The sequence below is a fragment of the Streptomyces sp. NPDC093071 genome (genome assembly GCF_044754545.1).
GTDB lineage: Bacteria > Actinomycetota > Actinomycetes > Streptomycetales > Streptomycetaceae > Streptomyces.
Genome location: NZ_JBIVPH010000007.1, coordinates 199,511 through 214,650 on the forward strand (window position 1 = coordinate 199,511; position 15,140 = coordinate 214,650).

Genomic DNA, 15,140 nt, shown 5'->3' on the forward strand with positions numbered 1-15,140 from the left:
CCCAGGTGCCGCGCCTCCGCACGTCGTGGCGGTTCAGGCGCCGCGCAGGGCGGCCAGCGCGCGGTCCGCGTGCGCGTTCATCCGCAGCTCGCTGCGCACGACCTCCCGCACCCGCCGGTCCTGGCCGATCACGAACGTGACCCGCTTCGTCGGAGCGATCGAGAACCCGCGCTTGACGCCGAACCGCTCCCGCACGGCACCGTCGGCGTCGGACAGCAGGGGATACCCGAGGGAGTGCCGCTCGGCGAACTCCTGCTGCCGTTCCACCCCGTCCGAGCTGATCCCGACGGGCAGCGCGCCGACGGCGCGGAACTCGGCCGCCAGATCGCGGAAGTGGCAGGCCTCGGCGGTGCAGCCCGGAGTGAGCGCCGCCGGGTAGAAGAAGAGGACGACCGGCCCTTCGGCCAGCAGCCCGGTCAGGGAGCGCGGAGCGCCCGTCTCGTCCGGCAGGCTGAAGTCCTCGACGAGGTCACCGACGTTCATGGAGGTCCGTCCCCGATCCGTCCCGATGCGCCGCCGGAGCCTCCGGCGGCCGGCCGGTGACGTTACCGCAGAGTAGGACCCCCGGTCATCCCTCCGGACCCGTCACGCGCCCCGCGTCGCCTCGGCCGTGCTCTTCCCCGTCTCCCCCTCCACGGCTTCCGCGGCGGCGCGCCGGTCGAGCACGGCGAGGGCACGGGCGCCCCAGCGCAGGTTCTCCTCCTCGAAGAACCGGCCCCGCATCAGGGTGAGATACGGCCCGATGCGTTCCGCCTCGCCGAGATACGTCTCCTCGTCCCGGCCGTCGAGCATCCGCTCCCGCAGCCGGTCGTAGCGGGCGAGCTTCGTCCGGGCCGTCTCCATCCGCCGGGCCACGAACGCACGGACGGCCGCGGTGTCCCCCTCGTCGCAGGCCTGCACCTGGACCAGCAGCTCGTCGCGGACGGCGCTCGGGCGCGGAGGCGTCGACGTGTAGGCGGCCAGATCCCGCCTGCCCGCCTCCGTGAGGCTGAACATCCGCTTGTTGGGACGCCGTTCCTGCTCCACCACCCGGGCCGTGATCAGATCGGCCTCCGCCAGCCGGTCGAGCTCGCGGTAGAGCTGCTGCGGGGTGGCGGCCCAGAAGTTGGCGACGGACACGTCGAAGATCTTCGCCAGGTCGTATCCGGAGGCCTCGCCCTCCAGGAGAGCTGCGAGGACGGCGTGCTTGAGGGACATCCGGACACGCTAGCAGTCCGTTGAATAGTTTCTTCCGCACCTATTCAACGGAAGAAGGATCATCGCACCGGCGAGAGCCGCACGCGGACCGGACGTGGACTCGGCGAGGCCCGGCAAGGAACGGCCGCAGAGGCCCCCGCCGGCCGCCCATCGCTGGCACGTACCTCCGGCGCCCGCCTAGGCTGGAGGGGAGGGGAAGCCGCGGGGGAGCAGATCCGAGGGCAGCGCGATGGGCAGCGACACGTTCGTCTACACCACCTACATCCGGACCACCCCCGACGCGCTCTGGAAGGCGCTCACCGACCCGGAGCTCACCCGCCGCTACTGGGGCGTGGCCTTCGAGACGGACTGGTCCCCCGGCGCCCCCATGGTCTGGGAGGAGGGCGGCCGCAGGACCGCCGACCCCGAGCAGGTGGTCCTCGCGGCCGAGCCCGGCCGCCTCCTCTCGTACACCTGGCACACCTTCACCCCAGCCTGGGCGGACGCCGTCGGCCTCGGCCACGACGCGTACGAACGCCTCGTCGCGGAGCCCCGTTCCCGGGTGACCTTCGCGATCGAACCGTCGGGCGACACCGTCAGGCTGACGGTCACCCACGGCGACCTGGCGGCCGACGGCACCATCAAGGAGCTGGTCGGCGAGGGCTGGCCCGCGCTGGTCTCCAGCCTCAAGTCCCTCCTGGAGACCGGCGAGGAGCTCCCGGAGCCGCCCCGCTGACCCATTCGAGTCGTCTCGCGCCCGACTCCGCCGCCACGCCCGACGCCTTGATCATCTTTTCCTCCTTTCATCGGATGTGATGCCGGGGTCGGCCTCGTCCGCCGACGCCACCGCGTGGAAGGAGAGGGTGTCCGACGTGTCGTCACGCAGATACGCGCGGGGGTGGAGCGCGCTGTCCCTCGCGGTCGGCGCCGTCCTCGCCGGTACGGCGGCCCCGTCCCCCGCGGGGCCGGACGCGGCCGGGGACGCCGACCGGGACGTACCGGCCGCCTCGGTCCCGGACGCCGTTCCTCCCGCCGTCGTCTCGGTGGACGGCTGCCCCGGGAGCGGAGGCCCGTGCGCCGGACTCCGCCGCACGGTCCCGCTGCGCGCGGACGACGGAGGCGAATCCGGGCCCGGCTCCGTACCCGTTCTCACGGGAACGCCGTTCACGCTCGACGCGAAGGCCTCCGGACCGGTGGAGCTGGCGCTGCGCACCGGGGGAGTACTGGCCGACGTGACCGTCACCGACCGGCGTGGCCGCCGGATCGCCGGAGCGACCGGCGAGGACGGCACCCGCTGGACCAGCTCCGCCCCGCTCCCGGCGGGAGGCCGCTACGCCGCCCGCCTCGTGGTCGAGCGGGCCGGAGCCGACGGCCCCCGCCGCGCCCACGCCCGCCTGGACTTCCGCACCGCCGGGGTGCCCGCGGGGGACCGGCTCACCGTCTCCTTCGGACCGGACGACGGCGGTACGTACGGGGTCGGCCACCCGGTCACCGCCGAACTCAGCCATCCCGTGCCGGCGGACGACCCCCGGGCCCGCCGGGCCGTCGAACGCGCCCTCGACGTACGGGCCGAGCCCCACGTCGAAGGCTCCTGGTACTGGATCGACGCCACCACGCTCCACTACCGGCCCCGGGGCTACTGGCCCGCCCGCGCCACCGTCCGGGTCCACAGCGGCCTGGACGGAACCCGGATCACCGACGACCTGTACGGCGGCCCCTCACGCCCCCTCGCCTTCACCACCGGCGCCCGGATCGAGGCCGTCACCGACGTCGCCGCCCACCGGATGCGCGTGTACCGCGACGGACGGCTGCTCCGTACCCTTCCGGTCACCACCGGCAAGGCCGGATACCGCACCCGGAGCGGCACCAAAGTCGTCCTGGGGAAGGAACCCGTGGTGCGTATGCGCGGCGACTCCATCGGCATCGCCCGGGGCAGCGACGACTTCTACGACCTCGAGGTCCGCTGGGCCACTCGGGTGACCTGGAGCGGCGAGTACCTGCACGCCGCCCCCTGGTCCCTCGACGCGCAGGGCAGCGAGGACGTCAGCCACGGCTGCACCGGCATGAGCACCGAGGACGCCGCCTGGCTGTTCCGCACCGTGCGCGAGGGGGACCTCGTCCGGGTGGTCAACGGGTACGGGGAGCCCATGTCCCCCTTCGGCAACGGCTTCGGCGACTGGAACCTCGGCTGGGCCGAGTGGCTGCGGGGCAGCGCCTTCGGACCGGGCGTCCCCCGCCCCGCCGCGGATCCCGGCCCTGCGGCGGGCGGCCTCGACCCGGCTCTCTGAACGGCCCCCGGCGTCGAGACCCGGCGTCGGGACCCGACACCGGACCCCGATCCCAGCCCTCGACGCCGGACCCCGACGCCGGACCCCCGTCGGTTACCGGTACTCGACCGTCAGCGTCACCGGCGCGTCCCGGTTCACGAAGAGGTACGCCGTGCCGGTCGGCGCCGACGCGAAGCCCAGGCGGAACTGCGTGGTCCCGCCCCGGTTCAGGGCCGCGACCGCCTCCGCCGACAGGTCCGTCGACACCGCGCTCCCGGACGAGAACGCGTCGATCCGCGCCCCGCCCGCCACCGAGGCCGGCGCCGACCAGTCCGCCGGCTCGACCGCGCACCCGCCGAAGCAGCCCGTCCGCACGTCCACCAGGAGCCGGTTCCCGGCGGGCGAGGCCCAGGGGTCGCCCGAGCCGCTCGACCGCGTGACGGTCAGCCAGGCCCGTGCGATCTCCTTGCCGGCCGGGATCCGCGAGGTGTCGAAGGAGACCACCGTACGGTTCGCCTTCCCGTCCGTGCCCCGGCCGAGCGCCAGCCCGGACACGTCCTCCAGGGTGCCGACCACCGCCCCCGAACCGTCGGCGGCCGCCTTCACGTACCCGTCCTCGGCGTCCGTGCTGGACAGGACGGTCCGGTCGGACGAGGGCGGCGGCGTCCCGGTGCCGCGCAGCGCCCGCACCATGCCCATGATCGCCTCGATCTGCTTCCCGCCGTGCCGGGCGTAGGCCGTGTCACCGAGGTAACCCCACCAGTTCCAGCAGCCGTTCGGGTTCTCCAGGGTCCCCGTGGCCGCCGCCTGCGGATACAGCACGATCATGTCGTTGGTGTCGGCGTACTCGTTGAGGTAGGCGCCCTCGACGAACCGGGTCCCGAACCCCTGGTACGTGTAGCCCTGCTTGCAGCCGTGCAGCGCCACGAGCAGCCGGCAGCGCGCCCCGTCGGAGCAGGACTTCGGCACGTACGCGAAGCCCTCCGCACCCATCGAGATCGCCGGGGCCGAACCGCCGGGCGCGTACGCGTTCTGGTCGAAGCGGATCAGCGAGCCGCCCGTCCCGGAACCGGGCGCCGCCACCGATCCGAAGAGGTGTCCGAGCAGCGCCCCCTCCGCGTCGGTCCCGCACTTGTTCAGGAACGGGGTCTGCGTCACCCCGCAGGAGTTGGGGCCGAGCGGGGTGATCCAGGCGTGCCCCGCCGCCGTGGACCGGTCGTAGCGGACCCGGGCGCCGAACCGCCCGTAGTAGTCGGAGAGCGCGTCCACCACCGGCCGCTTCACCGTCGTGTCCGCCGACCCGCTGAAGGCGTACACCGGGTCGCCCGCCAGGTTCGCCACCGGATCGATCTGCCCCTGCGCGGACCGGTCGCGGGTGGCCTGCTCCAGGGCGGCGAGCTGGAGGTTCTGCGTGGTGTCCATGCAGGCGTTGAGCGCCGTGGCGAGCTGCCCGCGGGCACAGTCGTACGGCCCCGAGGCGAACACCGCCGAGCCCTCGAACGTCCCCGAGTACGCCACGTGCAGCTGCGTGGCCATGTACCCGCCGGACGAGACGCCCGCGCTGAACACGGAGCCGATGTCGTACCCCTGGAGCGTGCCGGGCACGGGCGGGGGAGCGGCGGCCCCGGCGGGGCTCGCGGTCGGGAAGAGGGCCGCGGCGGCACACAGCAGCAGCGCGGCGAGACGGCGTGGCCCGCGCGAGCGGGTGGGACGGGGTGGACGCATGGGGGCTCCCGGGCGGCTCGTTCCTGACGGGGGATCGGCCGGGACGCTACGGCCTCCCCGGAGCCGCCCTCCATGGGTGAGGACGCCACAATCCGGCCCGCCCGCTATGGCGGCCCGTCACCTGGCAGCCCGCGCGGGCCCGTCCGCCGCGAGCTGCGAGGATGGCGCCATGGAGCATCACGAGGAGAGGGACGGCCTGCTGGCCGAGGCGGTCGCGCTGCGCGAACGGGGCGAGCGGGAGGAGGCCCGCGAGCGGCTCGTCGTGCTCGCCGCCCGCTGGCCGGACGACGCCGAGATCGCCTATCAGACGGCCTGGGCGCACGACGTCCTGGGCCTGGAGGCGGAGGCCGTGCCGTACTACGAACGGGCCCTCGGCGACCCCACCGGTCGGCTCGCGCCCGACGACCGGCGCGGCGCGCTCCTCGGCCTCGGCAGCACGTACCGGGTGCTCGGCCGGTACGAGGAGGCGGTCGCCCTCCTGACCCGCGCCGCCGACGAGTTCCCCGAGGACGGCTCCCTGCGCGCCTTCCTCGCGATGGCCCTCCACAACACCGGCAGGCACCACGACGCGGTCGCCCTGCTGCTGCGCCTGCTCGCCCGGACCAGTGAGGACCCGTCCGTCCGCGCGTACCGCCGGGCCATCGAGCACTACGCGGAGGACCTCGACGCGATCGGGTGACCGGACGCGGGAAGGGCCGGGTCAGTCGTTCACGGCGGTCAGGAGGACCACCGCGTCCTCCAGGGCGGTCAGACCGTGCCGCTCCTTGGGGATCATGCGGAGCGCGCCCGCCCGCAGCTCCTCCGCCCGGTCGGCCGCCGTGAGGTTCACCCGGCCCCGCAGCACCTGGAGGCTCGCGGCGGGCGGCGCGTTGTGCTCGTCCAGGGACGTGCCCGCCGTCAGGGCGATGACGGTCTGCCGGAGCACCCCGTCGTGCATCACCAGATGGGCGCTCCGCCCGTGCGGCGCGGTGCGGGCCGCGGCCAGGTGCTCGTCGGCGAGGGCGGTCAGGTCCAGGATCATGTCTCTCCCTGCGGGGTGCGCGGGCGGATATCCCCCAGCCTCTCGTGTGACGACGGAGACGCAAGTCGGGACCGCCGGCGCGCCCGGACCACGGCCGGGACGAGCCCGCCGACGGTGACGCACGCCCCCGCCGCGAGCAGCGCGGCCCGCCAGCCGTACGCCGCGTACAGCCACGTCCCGGCGAGGGAGCCGGCCGCCCCGCCGCCGAAGGTGGCCAGCATGAAGACGGTGTTGACCCGGGCCGCCACCGCCCGGCCGATCCCGAAGATCCGGGCCTGGTTCGCCACCTGGCACGAGCCGACCCCCACCACGAGCAGGTTCGCCCCGACCGCCAGGGCCACCGGGGAGTACGGCAGCAGACCCGCCACCGCGAGGCCGAGCCCCGCGCACCCCAGACCCCCGGCGCTCACGACCGTCGCCCCGCACCGGTCCGTGAGGGGCCCGGCCGCCGCCGAGAGCAGCGCCGCCGGCAGGGTCAGGACTCCGAAGAGACCGGCGGCCCCCGGCCCGTACCCGAGCGGCGGGGACGCCAGGTGGAAGGCGAGGACGGCCCAGAAGACGCTGAACGCGGCGAAGACGCAGGCCCCGAGCAGCGCCGAGATCCTCAGCTCCCGGTGGGCCGCCAGCAGCCGGGGGAGCCCGGCCAGGAGCCTCGCGTACGCTCCGGCGCCGCGCTCGCCGGGCGGGCCCAGCCTCTCGGGCAGCCGGCGCGGCAGCACGCACAGCAGCGCGGCCGTCGCCACGGCCGCGACCACGTAGGCCGTCCGCCACGTGCCGGTCGCGTCGGTGACGGCCCCCGAGACCGTACGGGACAGGGTGGATCCCAGGGTGAGGCCGAGGCCCACCAGACCCACGGCCCGGCCCCGCCGCCCGGGGTCCGCGAGCGCCGCCGCCACCGGGGTGAGGATCTGCGGCAGCACCGTCGTCGTGGAGAGCGCGAGCGTCGCGAGCGCGAGGGTGACGATGCCGGGCGCGGCGGCGGCGACGAGCAGCGCCGCGCTGGTCAGGGCGAGCAGCACCGAGGTGAGGCGGCGCAGCCGCGCGGTGTCGGCCGGCGGCACGAGCAGCAGGATGCCGAGCGCGTACCCGAACTGCGCGGCCGGGGCGATCAGGCCCGCCGTCGGCTCCGGAACCTCCAGGCCGCGCGCCACGGCGGCGAGCAGCGGCTGCGGGAAGTAGAGGTTGGCGACGGCGACCGCCCCCGCCACGGCGAGGAGCGGCACGTTCGGAGCCGGTGCGAGGGGGCGCGGAGCCACGGAACCTCTTCCGTAGGGGGAGGGGGAGACCCTCAGGCTCCCCCGTGCCGGCCCGGCGGAACAAGCTGTCATCATGGAAGCGGCGTTGAGTCTCGCTCAACGATCGCGACGCCCGATCGGGTCGAACAGTGAACGACGGTGACGTCCGGTCGGGGAAGACGGCCGGCGGCGGTGGCGTCCGGTCGGGCGAGACGGCGAACGGCGGTGGCGTCCGACGGAGGAGGGGCCGGTGCTCGAACGGTACGAACTGGAGGCGTTCCTCACGCTCGCCGAGGAACTCCACTTCGGCCGCACCGCCGAACGCCTCGGCGTCTCCACCGGCAGGATCAGCCAGACCGTCAAGAAGCTGGAACGGCGCGTCGGCACCCCGCTCTTCGCCCGGACCAGCCGCAGCGTCCGGCTCACCCCCGTCGGCCGGAGCCTGTACGAGGACCTCCTGCCCGCCCACCGGCAGCTGTGCGCCGCCGTGGAGCGGGCCACCGCCGCCGGACGCGGCGTCCTCGGCGTGCTGCGCGCCGGGTTCGTCACCCCCTGGGGCGGCGAACTCCTCACGTCCGCCGCGGACGCCCTGCTCGCGGCCCACCCCGGCTGCGAGGTCACCGTCCGCGAGGTCCCCCTCGACGGCGGGGTCCGGGCCCTCCTCGACGGCACGCTCGACGTCCAGCTCGCCGCCCTCCCCGTCCGCGAGCCGGGACTCACCACCGGCCCCGTCGTCCTGCGCGACGACCGGGTCCTGCTGCTTCCCGCCGCCCACCCCCTGGCCGGCCGCCCCTCGCTCGGCCCGGACGACCTCGCCGGACTGCCCCTGGTCACCCCCGGGGGCGACCACCCCCGGTACTGGCTCGACCACCACTACCCCGGGCGCACCCCCTCCGGAGCCCCCGTCGGCCGGGGCCCGGTCGCCGGCACCTGGCAGGAGGTCCTCTCCCACGTGACCACGGGCCGGGGCGTCGCCCCGGGAGCGGCACGCGGCGCCCGCTACCACCCCCGACCGGGCATCGCCTACGTGCCCCTGCGCGACGTCCCGCCCCTCGAATACGCCCTGGTATGGGCCACCGCCACCGCCACCGCCGCCGACTCCGCACTACTCAGGGCCTTCGTGACGGCGGTCGCCGCACCGGAAGCGTCCCGCCCGCGTCGGGAGTCTCCTCCCGGGTGACGAGCGCTCCCCTCAGATGGTCGTACGCCACGTGCGCGTGGAGCCGGACACCGGTGACGAGGGCGGAGTCGTCGGCGTAGAAGCCGGGATTGTGGTTGGTCACCAGACCGCGCCCGCCCTCCACGGGGACCGGCCGGCCCGACGCGTCCAAGGCCGCGTCCTGGACGCCGAGCGTCACGTACAGGCCGCCGAACCTCCGTACGAACTCGGAGACGTCGTCGTACCCGAGCGTCCCGCCCGTCTCCACCACGTGCTCCTCGCCGGCCACCCGGCGGAAGGTCGGGAGCCCGGCCGCCACCCACGGCCCGCTGTTGTGCACGGGCGGCACGGGCTGGAGGTACTCGGCGGCGGCCGTCGCCCCGTACGCCGCCGCAGAGTGCTCCACGAGCGTCGTGAGCCGCCGCCGCACCTCCGCCATGTCCGACTCGACGGCGGTGCGGATCGTGCCCCACAGCGTCACCGTCTCCCCGACGATGTTGAAGCGGCCCACGTCCTCCACGTGCCCGATGGACACCGTGACCGGATCGAAGGCCGAGACCTGCCGGTACAGCTGACCGATGCCCGTCAGGATCGCGCCGGCCGCCGGCATCGGGTCGACGCCCTGCCAGGGCGTGGAGCCGTGCGTCTGCCGGCCGGTGACGACGATCCGGACGAGCACGGACGCGCCGTACTGGTTGCCGATCCGGTACCCCACGTACCCCTTCGGGTACGGCGTCACGTGCATCCCGAAGACCATCGTCGGCACCGGACCGGCGAAGGCGCCGGCCTCGACCATCGCCCGCGCCCCGCCCTCCTCGGTCACCGGCGGGCCCTCCTCGGCGGGCTGGAAGACGAACAGGACGGTCCCCGGCAGCCGGTCGCGGACCTCCGAGAGGACCGTCGCCGCGGCGAGCAGCATCGCCGTGTGGCAGTCGTGGCCGCAGGCGTGCGACACCGGGAACGGGCCGCCCGGATAGTCGGCGTCCACCACCTCGGAGGCGAAGTCAGCCCCGCACAGGTCCCGCACCGGCAGCGCGTCCGTATCCGCCCGCAGCGCCACGACCCGCTCGCCCGCAGTCCCACCGCGCAGGACCCCCACGACCCCGTGGCCCGCGATGCCCGTGCGGACCTCGTCGAGCCCGAGCGCGCGCAGGTGGTCCGCCACCAGCCGGGCCGTGTTCACCTCCCGGTTGGACAGCTCCGGATGCCGGTGCAGATGGTGCCGCCAGGCCACCACCCGCTCCGCCACCCCGGCCGCCCGCGCGTCCAGTTCCTCGTGCGTCGCCTCGCCGTCCAACGGGACTCCTCACTCGCGCTCCGGCGAACACCGCGCCCGGGAGACCCGCCCCCGGGAACGTGCCCCCCTCAGCCTGCCACCGGGAGGCCGGGGAGGCACGGCAGGGCCCCGGCCCGCCGGGCGCGTGCCGGAGTCAGGAGGCCGGCCCGACCGGGGCACTGCTGCGCCCCCGCTTCCGGCCGCTCAGCTCGGCGTCGAGCGTCGCCTGCGCCACCCGCATCCCCTCCGCGTACATCGGCTCCCGGAGCCGCTTCCACATCTCCTCCCCGGAGACGTCCTCGACGTGGCTCGTCACCCACCAGAGGGTGCCGAAGGGGTCCCGGACGCGCCCGCCCCGCTGCCCGAAGGCGCTGTCGGACAGGGGCGTGACGACACGGCAGCCCGCCGCGACGGCCCGGGCGAACGCGGCGTCCGCGTCGGCGACGAACACGCGCAGCAGACCGGGCGTCACGGGCCAGTCCGGGCGCCGGTCGAAGGCCAGGACGACGGTGTCCCCGATCCGGATCTCGCCGTGGCCGATCGAGCCGTCCTCGGTGAACACGCGCGCCAGCTCCTCGCCCCCGAACACCTCGGCGACGAAGTCGAGGAAGGCCCCGGTGTCTTCGGTGACGACCCAGGGCGCCACGCTGGTGTAGCCCTTCGGCGCCGCACCGGTCTGCTCGTCCATCTCACGGTCCTTCCGTCGGCGCGCCCCCGGTCGGGACGCTCCGGTGACGGTAGGCGCGAAGTAGGACGGATCCCGTCCGCCTTGAAGGCGGGCGGAGGGAATGCGCGTCGGGGGAGAACCGCGTGGCGCGGGGCACTCCGCCGGACTCCTCCCTCAGACCGCCGCGTCCGGCCCGCTCCGCTCGATGATCGACGCCGTGTCCAGGCCCGCCGGAAGCGTGCCGAAGGCCAGGCCCCGGTCGCCGTCGAGCCGCGAGGCGCAGAACGCGTCCGCCACCGCCGGACTCCCGTGCCGGACCAGCAGCGAGCCCTGGAGCACGAGCGCGAGCCGCTCCACGAGCCGCCGCGCCCCGTACGCCACCGCGTCCGGATCGCCGAGCCCCGCCAGCTCCTTGCGGAGCCCGGCGACCGCCGCGTCCAGGCGCCGGTCGGCACCCGCCCCCCGGTCGACCTCGGCGAAGAACGCCTCCACCGCCTGCGGCTGACGGGCCATCGCCCGCAGCACGTCGAGCGCGGCCACGTTCCCCGACCCCTCCCAGATCGAGGGCAGCGGCGCCTCCCGGTAGAGCCTCGGCAGGCCCGAGTCCTCCACGTAACCGTTGCCGCCCAGGCACTCCAGGGCCTCGGCCGCGTGCGCGGGCGCCCGCTTGCACACCCAGTACTTGGTGACCGCGAGGCCGAGCCGCCGCAGCTGTTCCTCCTCCGCGTCGCCGCGCGCCGCCCGGTCCACCGCCCCGGCGAGCCGCAGCGCCGCGAGCGTGGCCGCCTCCGCCTCCACCGCCAGGTCGGCCAGGACGTTCCGCATCAGCGGCTGGTCGACGAGCCGCGCCCCGAACGCGCTCCGGTGCGTGGCGTGGTGGACCGCGTGCACGAGCACGAGGCGCATCCCGGACGCGGAGCTGATCGCGCAGTCGAGCCGCGTCATGTTGACCATCCGGATGATGGTCGCCACCCCGCGCCCCTCCTCGCCGACCAGCCGGCCGAGGGCGCCCTCGTACTCGATCTCGGAGGAGGCGTTCGACCGGTTCCCCAGCTTGTCCTTCAGGCGTTGGAGGCGGATCGCGTTGCGTGTGCCGTCCGGCAGGACGCGCGGCACCAGGAAGCAGGAGAGCCCGCCGGGCGCCTGCGCGAGGGTGAGGAAGACGTCCGACATGGGGGCCGAGGTGAACCACTTGTGGCCGGTCAGCGCGTACAGACCGGGCTCGCCCGCCGGGACTGCCCGGGTCGTGTTCGCCCGGACGTCCGAACCGCCCTGCTTCTCGGTCATCGACATCCCGGCGATGATCCCGCGCTTCTCCGTCGGCACCCGCAGCCCGAAGTCGTACGACGGGGAGGCGAGCAGCGGCTCGTACACCTCGGCGAGCTCCGGCTGGGCGCGCAGCGCGGGCACGGCGGCGTACGTCATCGAGACCGGGCACAGATGACCGGCGTCGGCCTGCCCCCACACGAACACCTTCGCCGCGCGTGCCACGTGGGCGCCGGGCCGCTCGTCGCGCCAGGGCGCGCCGTGCAGTCCGTGCCGTACGGCCACGTCCATCAGGGAGTGCCAGTACGGGTGGAACTCGACCTCGTCGATCCGGTGGCCGTACCGGTCGTGGGTGTGCAGGACGGGGGAGTGGCGCTCGGCCAGCCGCCCCCACTCCTGCGCCTCGGCGCCACCGGCCCGTACGCCCAGCTCGCGGACCTCCGCCTCGGCCCAGCCGGCGCCCTCCCGGCGCAGGGCCTCCAGGAGGGCGGGGTCGGCGGAGACGTCGTGACCGGTCAGCGGGGGGACCTGGTTGGTGACCTCATGCGTGGTCGGCATCGGGGACTCCCAGTGCTCGCAGGGTGAAGGTGACGAGTGCGGGGACGGTGTCCGGCCCGACGGAACCCTCCGCCAGCGGGCCGACGAGCGCCTCGGCGCCCGCCCCGACCAGTGCCGAGGCCGTCAGGACGGGGTCCTGGGGCGGCAGTTCGCCCGAGCGGACGCCCTCCTCGACGCGGGCGGCGAACACGTCCCGGAACGCCCGCCGGAAGACGAGCCGCTCCGCGTCCACGGCCGGGTCGACGGGCTCGGCGAGCAGCGCGTAGGCGAGGCGCGGCGACTTCAGGGCGCGCAGGGCGAAGGTCTCGATGACGGCGACGACCCGCTCGGCGGCCGTACGGTGCCCGGGGTGCCCGGCCGCCTCGGAGACGGCCGCGACCTCCCGGCCCACCACGGTCCGGAAGAGCTCGACGGCGAGCTCGGACTTGCCGTCGAAGTGGCGGTACACGCTGCCCGTGGCGATCCCGGCCCGGGCGGCGACGGCCGCCACAGTGCACCCCGCGTAGCCCTGCTCGGCGAGCAGCCCGAGCGCCGCCTCGACGACGGAGGCGCGCTGTGCGTCGAGGCGGGCCTGGACGGCGGGGGTGCGGCGGTAGGGCATGGAAGGAGTGAAGCAGTGATTCACTCCTTCATCAAGAGCCTGGACGTCACCGGGTCCCTGTCGGGTCCTCCGGAGCTTCCGCCGGGTCTTCCGTGGTCTTCACCGGTTCCTCCAGGGCCTCCACCGGTTCCTCTCGGGCCTCCACCGGCTCCTCCAGGGCCTTCAGGGACAGCGACACGCGCTCGCGGCTCATGTCGACGTCGAGGATCACGGCCGTGACCTCCTGGCCGACCGCGACCACGTCGGACGGGTAGTCGACGTGGTCGCGGGAGAGTTCGGGAAGGTTGATCATCGCGGTGAAGCCGCCGATGTCCACGAACGTGACGCCGAAGGAGGCGATGTGCGCGACGGTTCCGGTGACGACCTGGCCGCGCCGGAGCTTCTTGAGGAAGGCCCAGTCCCGGTCGCCGGGCGTCTGCTCGGTCCTCCACCGGGCCCGCAGGACGCCGTCGGCGTCGGGCAGGACGGCGGTGAGGAGGGGCTGGTCGCCGTCCTCGTACGGGCGCAGGGCGGCGGCTGCCCGGGCGCCCGCGAGCCACGCGGCCGCGGCTTCGTACTCCGATGCGTCGGCGATCGCGCTGGTGATCCTCCCGCCCTCGTCCTTCCCGTCTTCCCGTACGAACTCCACCAGGCCTTCGTCCGGCAGATCGGCGAGAACCGAGTCGATGTCGGTCAACAGGTCCGGCCACACCGCCACACAGGCGCGGGGAGCGAGCCGGGCGCGCACCTCGTCGAGGTTGTGCTCCCTGAGTCGGTGCCACCGGGACGCGTTGGCGACGTGGCGCTCCTCCAGGAGGGCCGCCCGGCCTTCGCCGACGCGCCGGCGCACGAGCTCCCAGAAGTCGCCGTCGGCGGGACGCTGTTCGCCGGGCTCCTCGTCGAGCTCCGCCGCGTAGGGCGACACCGGCAGGCGCTCGGGGAAGAGGCCGAGCGCACGCGTGCGCGTGAGGGCCTCTTCGCAGGGGCGGTCGCTGCCGACGTAGAGGTACTGGTCCCATCCGACGTGCACGGTGAACGCGTCCTCCACCTCCAGACGGCACCAGACGCCGTTGTCGCGCAGCATGGCCCGGATCAGCTCCAGCGCCACGGCCAGGGGGACCGTGGCTCCGTCGTGGAAGCCTTCGAGGTCGGGCGGGAACAGCCCGGCCAGGCCGTCGCCCTCGACCGCCGGCTCCCGGCCGAAGGAGACGGGGCCGGCGACCTGCGGTTCGCGAACGTCCAGGCGGTCGACCCCCGTCGCCTCCGCGAAGGCGGTCACGGCCGCCAGATAGGCCGCCTCCACCGGGCCGTGGTCGCTGACGGTGTCCTCGGCGCCGACGTAGGAACCGTGCTCGTCGCGGTCGGCGGGGTCGTACTTGGTGATCCGGTAGGTGAAGGACGGCACTCTGCTCCCTGGGGTCTGCGACGAGGCCTCGCCGCCCGGCGAGCCTCTCCTCCGTGATCGTCCGGGGGCAAACGAATTGCCCCGCCGCCCTTCGGGGCGACGGGGCGGGAGGAGCCGTGGGACGAGAGGAGCGGCGGGGCGGCGTCAGCCGGTGAAGACCTCGGTCAGGGACCAGATCGCGAGCCCCGCCATGCACACGCCGCCGATGCGCTGAACGGTCTTGAGGGGGACGCGCTTCGCGATGAAGCGGCCCGCGACCAGGGCGAGGGCGGAGACGCTCGTCAGGGCGGCGAACGAACCGATCGCCGTCGACCAGGTGCCGTTGGTGGCGGCCAGGTTGGCGGTGGTGATCTGGGTCAGGTCGCCCCACTCGCTGATGAACACGGCCGTGAAGGCGGTCGAGAAGACGGGCCAGAAGCCGGTGACCGTCCGGCCGCCCGTGTCGTCGTTCTCGTCGTCGCCCCCGCCGCGCAGCAGCATGAAGGCGCCGAAGCCGAACAGGAGCGCCGAGACGAGTTTGACGATCCAGCCCGGCAGCAGCCCGAGCAGACTGCCGGCGCCCACCGCGATGGCGACGTGCGCCAGGAAGGCGGTGGAGGTGCCGAACCACACGTACAGGGGACGCATACGCGTGCCCATGGCGAGGGACGCGAACATCGTCTTGTCGGGAAGCTCGGCGAGGAAGATCAGCCCGAAGGCGGTAAGGATCGCCAAGGGGTCGAGGTGCATACCGGGGCTCTCTGCTCGGTCCGGGCCGCCGGGCCCCGCACGACACCTCGGTGGCGACGGGAGGACCACTCGGCCC

Annotated in this window: 15 protein-coding genes; 4 read left to right on the plus strand and 11 right to left on the minus strand. The window is 74.6% G+C overall.

Annotated elements, in window-relative coordinates; all coding sequences use genetic code 11:
• Positions 1–33: 33 nt before the first annotated feature.
• Complete coding sequence (locus tag ACIQD7_RS25415; RefSeq protein WP_121828514.1) at positions 34–483, minus strand: peroxiredoxin; 450 nt, start codon at positions 481–483, stop codon at positions 34–36.
• 102 nt (positions 484–585) lie between these two features.
• The gene (locus ACIQD7_RS25420) at positions 586–1,197 is read right to left on the minus strand and encodes a PadR family transcriptional regulator (RefSeq protein ID WP_402444493.1); all 612 of its coding nucleotides are present in this window, start codon (positions 1,195–1,197) and stop codon (positions 586–588) included.
• A 229-nt stretch (positions 1,198–1,426) separates the two neighbouring features.
• On the opposite strand from ACIQD7_RS25420, the gene ACIQD7_RS25425 reads away from it, so the two are divergent.
• Together ACIQD7_RS25425 and ACIQD7_RS25430 are read left to right on the plus strand one after the other, a co-directional pair.
• Positions 1,427–1,912, plus strand: coding sequence for an SRPBCC family protein (locus ACIQD7_RS25425; RefSeq protein ID WP_121828516.1), 486 nt, complete (start codon positions 1,427–1,429; stop codon positions 1,910–1,912).
• Between the two features lie 136 nt (positions 1,913–2,048).
• The gene (locus tag ACIQD7_RS25430) at positions 2,049–3,464 is read left to right on the plus strand and encodes an Ig-like domain-containing protein (protein WP_402444495.1); all 1,416 of its coding nucleotides are present in this window, start codon (positions 2,049–2,051) and stop codon (positions 3,462–3,464) included.
• A gap of 93 nt (positions 3,465–3,557) precedes the next feature.
• On the opposite strand, the gene ACIQD7_RS25435 is transcribed toward ACIQD7_RS25430, so the two are convergent.
• Entirely contained in the window at positions 3,558–5,168 is a 1,611-nt protein-coding gene (locus tag ACIQD7_RS25435) for a poly(3-hydroxybutyrate) depolymerase (RefSeq protein WP_402444498.1), read from the minus strand.
• Between the two features lie 169 nt (positions 5,169–5,337).
• On the opposite strand from ACIQD7_RS25435, the gene ACIQD7_RS25440 reads away from it, so the two are divergent.
• Complete coding sequence (locus ACIQD7_RS25440; protein WP_402444499.1) at positions 5,338–5,847, plus strand: tetratricopeptide repeat protein; 510 nt, start codon at positions 5,338–5,340, stop codon at positions 5,845–5,847.
• A gap of 21 nt (positions 5,848–5,868) precedes the next feature.
• Here ACIQD7_RS25440 and ACIQD7_RS25445 read toward each other — a convergent pair whose 3' ends face one another.
• Together ACIQD7_RS25445 and ACIQD7_RS25450 are read right to left on the minus strand one after the other, a co-directional pair.
• Positions 5,869–6,189 (minus strand): cupin, encoded by a 321-nt coding sequence (locus ACIQD7_RS25445; protein WP_383403420.1) that lies wholly within the window; start codon positions 6,187–6,189, stop codon positions 5,869–5,871.
• Complete coding sequence (locus ACIQD7_RS25450) at positions 6,186–7,445, minus strand: MFS transporter (protein WP_402444501.1); 1,260 nt, start codon at positions 7,443–7,445, stop codon at positions 6,186–6,188. The genes ACIQD7_RS25445 and ACIQD7_RS25450 overlap by 4 nt, the downstream gene beginning before the upstream one ends.
• A 229-nt stretch (positions 7,446–7,674) precedes the next feature.
• On the opposite strand from ACIQD7_RS25450, the gene ACIQD7_RS25455 reads away from it, so the two are divergent.
• Positions 7,675–8,604: a LysR family transcriptional regulator gene (locus tag ACIQD7_RS25455; protein ID WP_402444503.1), complete on the plus strand. Its 930-nt coding sequence runs from the start codon at positions 7,675–7,677 to the stop codon at positions 8,602–8,604.
• Here the strand turns inward: ACIQD7_RS25455 and ACIQD7_RS25460 are convergent.
• From ACIQD7_RS25460 to ACIQD7_RS25485, 6 genes are all read right to left on the minus strand, one after another.
• Positions 8,534–9,880, minus strand: coding sequence for a M20 family metallopeptidase (locus ACIQD7_RS25460; protein WP_402444505.1), 1,347 nt, complete (start codon positions 9,878–9,880; stop codon positions 8,534–8,536). The genes ACIQD7_RS25455 and ACIQD7_RS25460 overlap by 71 nt on opposite strands.
• 133 nt (positions 9,881–10,013) lie before the next feature.
• Positions 10,014–10,547 carry a VOC family protein gene (locus tag ACIQD7_RS25465; RefSeq protein ID WP_402444507.1) on the minus strand — a complete coding sequence of 178 codons (534 nt, stop codon included), beginning with the start codon at positions 10,545–10,547 and terminating at the stop codon, positions 10,014–10,016.
• Between the two features lie 153 nt (positions 10,548–10,700).
• A complete protein-coding gene (locus ACIQD7_RS25470; RefSeq protein WP_402444509.1) occupies positions 10,701–12,350 on the minus strand; it encodes an acyl-CoA dehydrogenase family protein in 1,650 nt (549 codons plus the stop codon).
• Positions 12,334–12,951, minus strand: a complete 618-nt coding sequence (locus ACIQD7_RS25475) for a TetR/AcrR family transcriptional regulator (protein WP_402444511.1) — start codon at positions 12,949–12,951, stop codon at positions 12,334–12,336. The genes ACIQD7_RS25470 and ACIQD7_RS25475 overlap by 17 nt, the downstream gene beginning before the upstream one ends.
• A gap of 46 nt (positions 12,952–12,997) precedes the next feature.
• On the minus strand, positions 12,998–14,335 hold the full coding sequence (locus ACIQD7_RS25480; protein WP_402444513.1) for a S1 RNA-binding domain-containing protein: 1,338 nt from the start codon (positions 14,333–14,335) through the stop codon (positions 12,998–13,000).
• Positions 14,336–14,479: 144 nt separating this feature from the next.
• A complete protein-coding gene (locus ACIQD7_RS25485; protein WP_402444515.1) occupies positions 14,480–15,064 on the minus strand; it encodes a TMEM165/GDT1 family protein in 585 nt (194 codons plus the stop codon).
• Positions 15,065–15,140: the final 76 nt, after the last annotated feature.

Excerpts from the sequence above, each read along its gene's own strand:
- ACIQD7_RS25415 (WP_121828514.1), bottom strand. The coding sequence starts at position 483 with ATGAACGTCGGTGACCTCGTCGAGGACTTCAGCCTGCCGGACGAGACG.
- ACIQD7_RS25420 (WP_402444493.1), bottom strand. The coding sequence starts at position 1,197 with ATGTCCCTCAAGCACGCCGTCCTCGCAGCTCTCCTGGAGGGCGAGGCC.
- ACIQD7_RS25425 (WP_121828516.1), top strand. The coding sequence starts at position 1,427 with ATGGGCAGCGACACGTTCGTCTACACCACCTACATCCGGACCACCCCC.
- ACIQD7_RS25435 (WP_402444498.1), bottom strand. The coding sequence starts at position 5,168 with ATGCGTCCACCCCGTCCCACCCGCTCGCGCGGGCCACGCCGTCTCGCC.
- ACIQD7_RS25440 (WP_402444499.1), top strand. The coding sequence starts at position 5,338 with ATGGAGCATCACGAGGAGAGGGACGGCCTGCTGGCCGAGGCGGTCGCG.
- ACIQD7_RS25445 (WP_383403420.1), bottom strand. The coding sequence starts at position 6,189 with ATGATCCTGGACCTGACCGCCCTCGCCGACGAGCACCTGGCCGCGGCC.
- ACIQD7_RS25465 (WP_402444507.1), bottom strand. The coding sequence starts at position 10,547 with ATGGACGAGCAGACCGGTGCGGCGCCGAAGGGCTACACCAGCGTGGCG.
- ACIQD7_RS25470 (WP_402444509.1), bottom strand. The coding sequence starts at position 12,350 with ATGCCGACCACGCATGAGGTCACCAACCAGGTCCCCCCGCTGACCGGT.
- ACIQD7_RS25475 (WP_402444511.1), bottom strand. The coding sequence starts at position 12,951 with ATGCCCTACCGCCGCACCCCCGCCGTCCAGGCCCGCCTCGACGCACAG.
- ACIQD7_RS25485 (WP_402444515.1), bottom strand. The coding sequence starts at position 15,064 with ATGCACCTCGACCCCTTGGCGATCCTTACCGCCTTCGGGCTGATCTTC.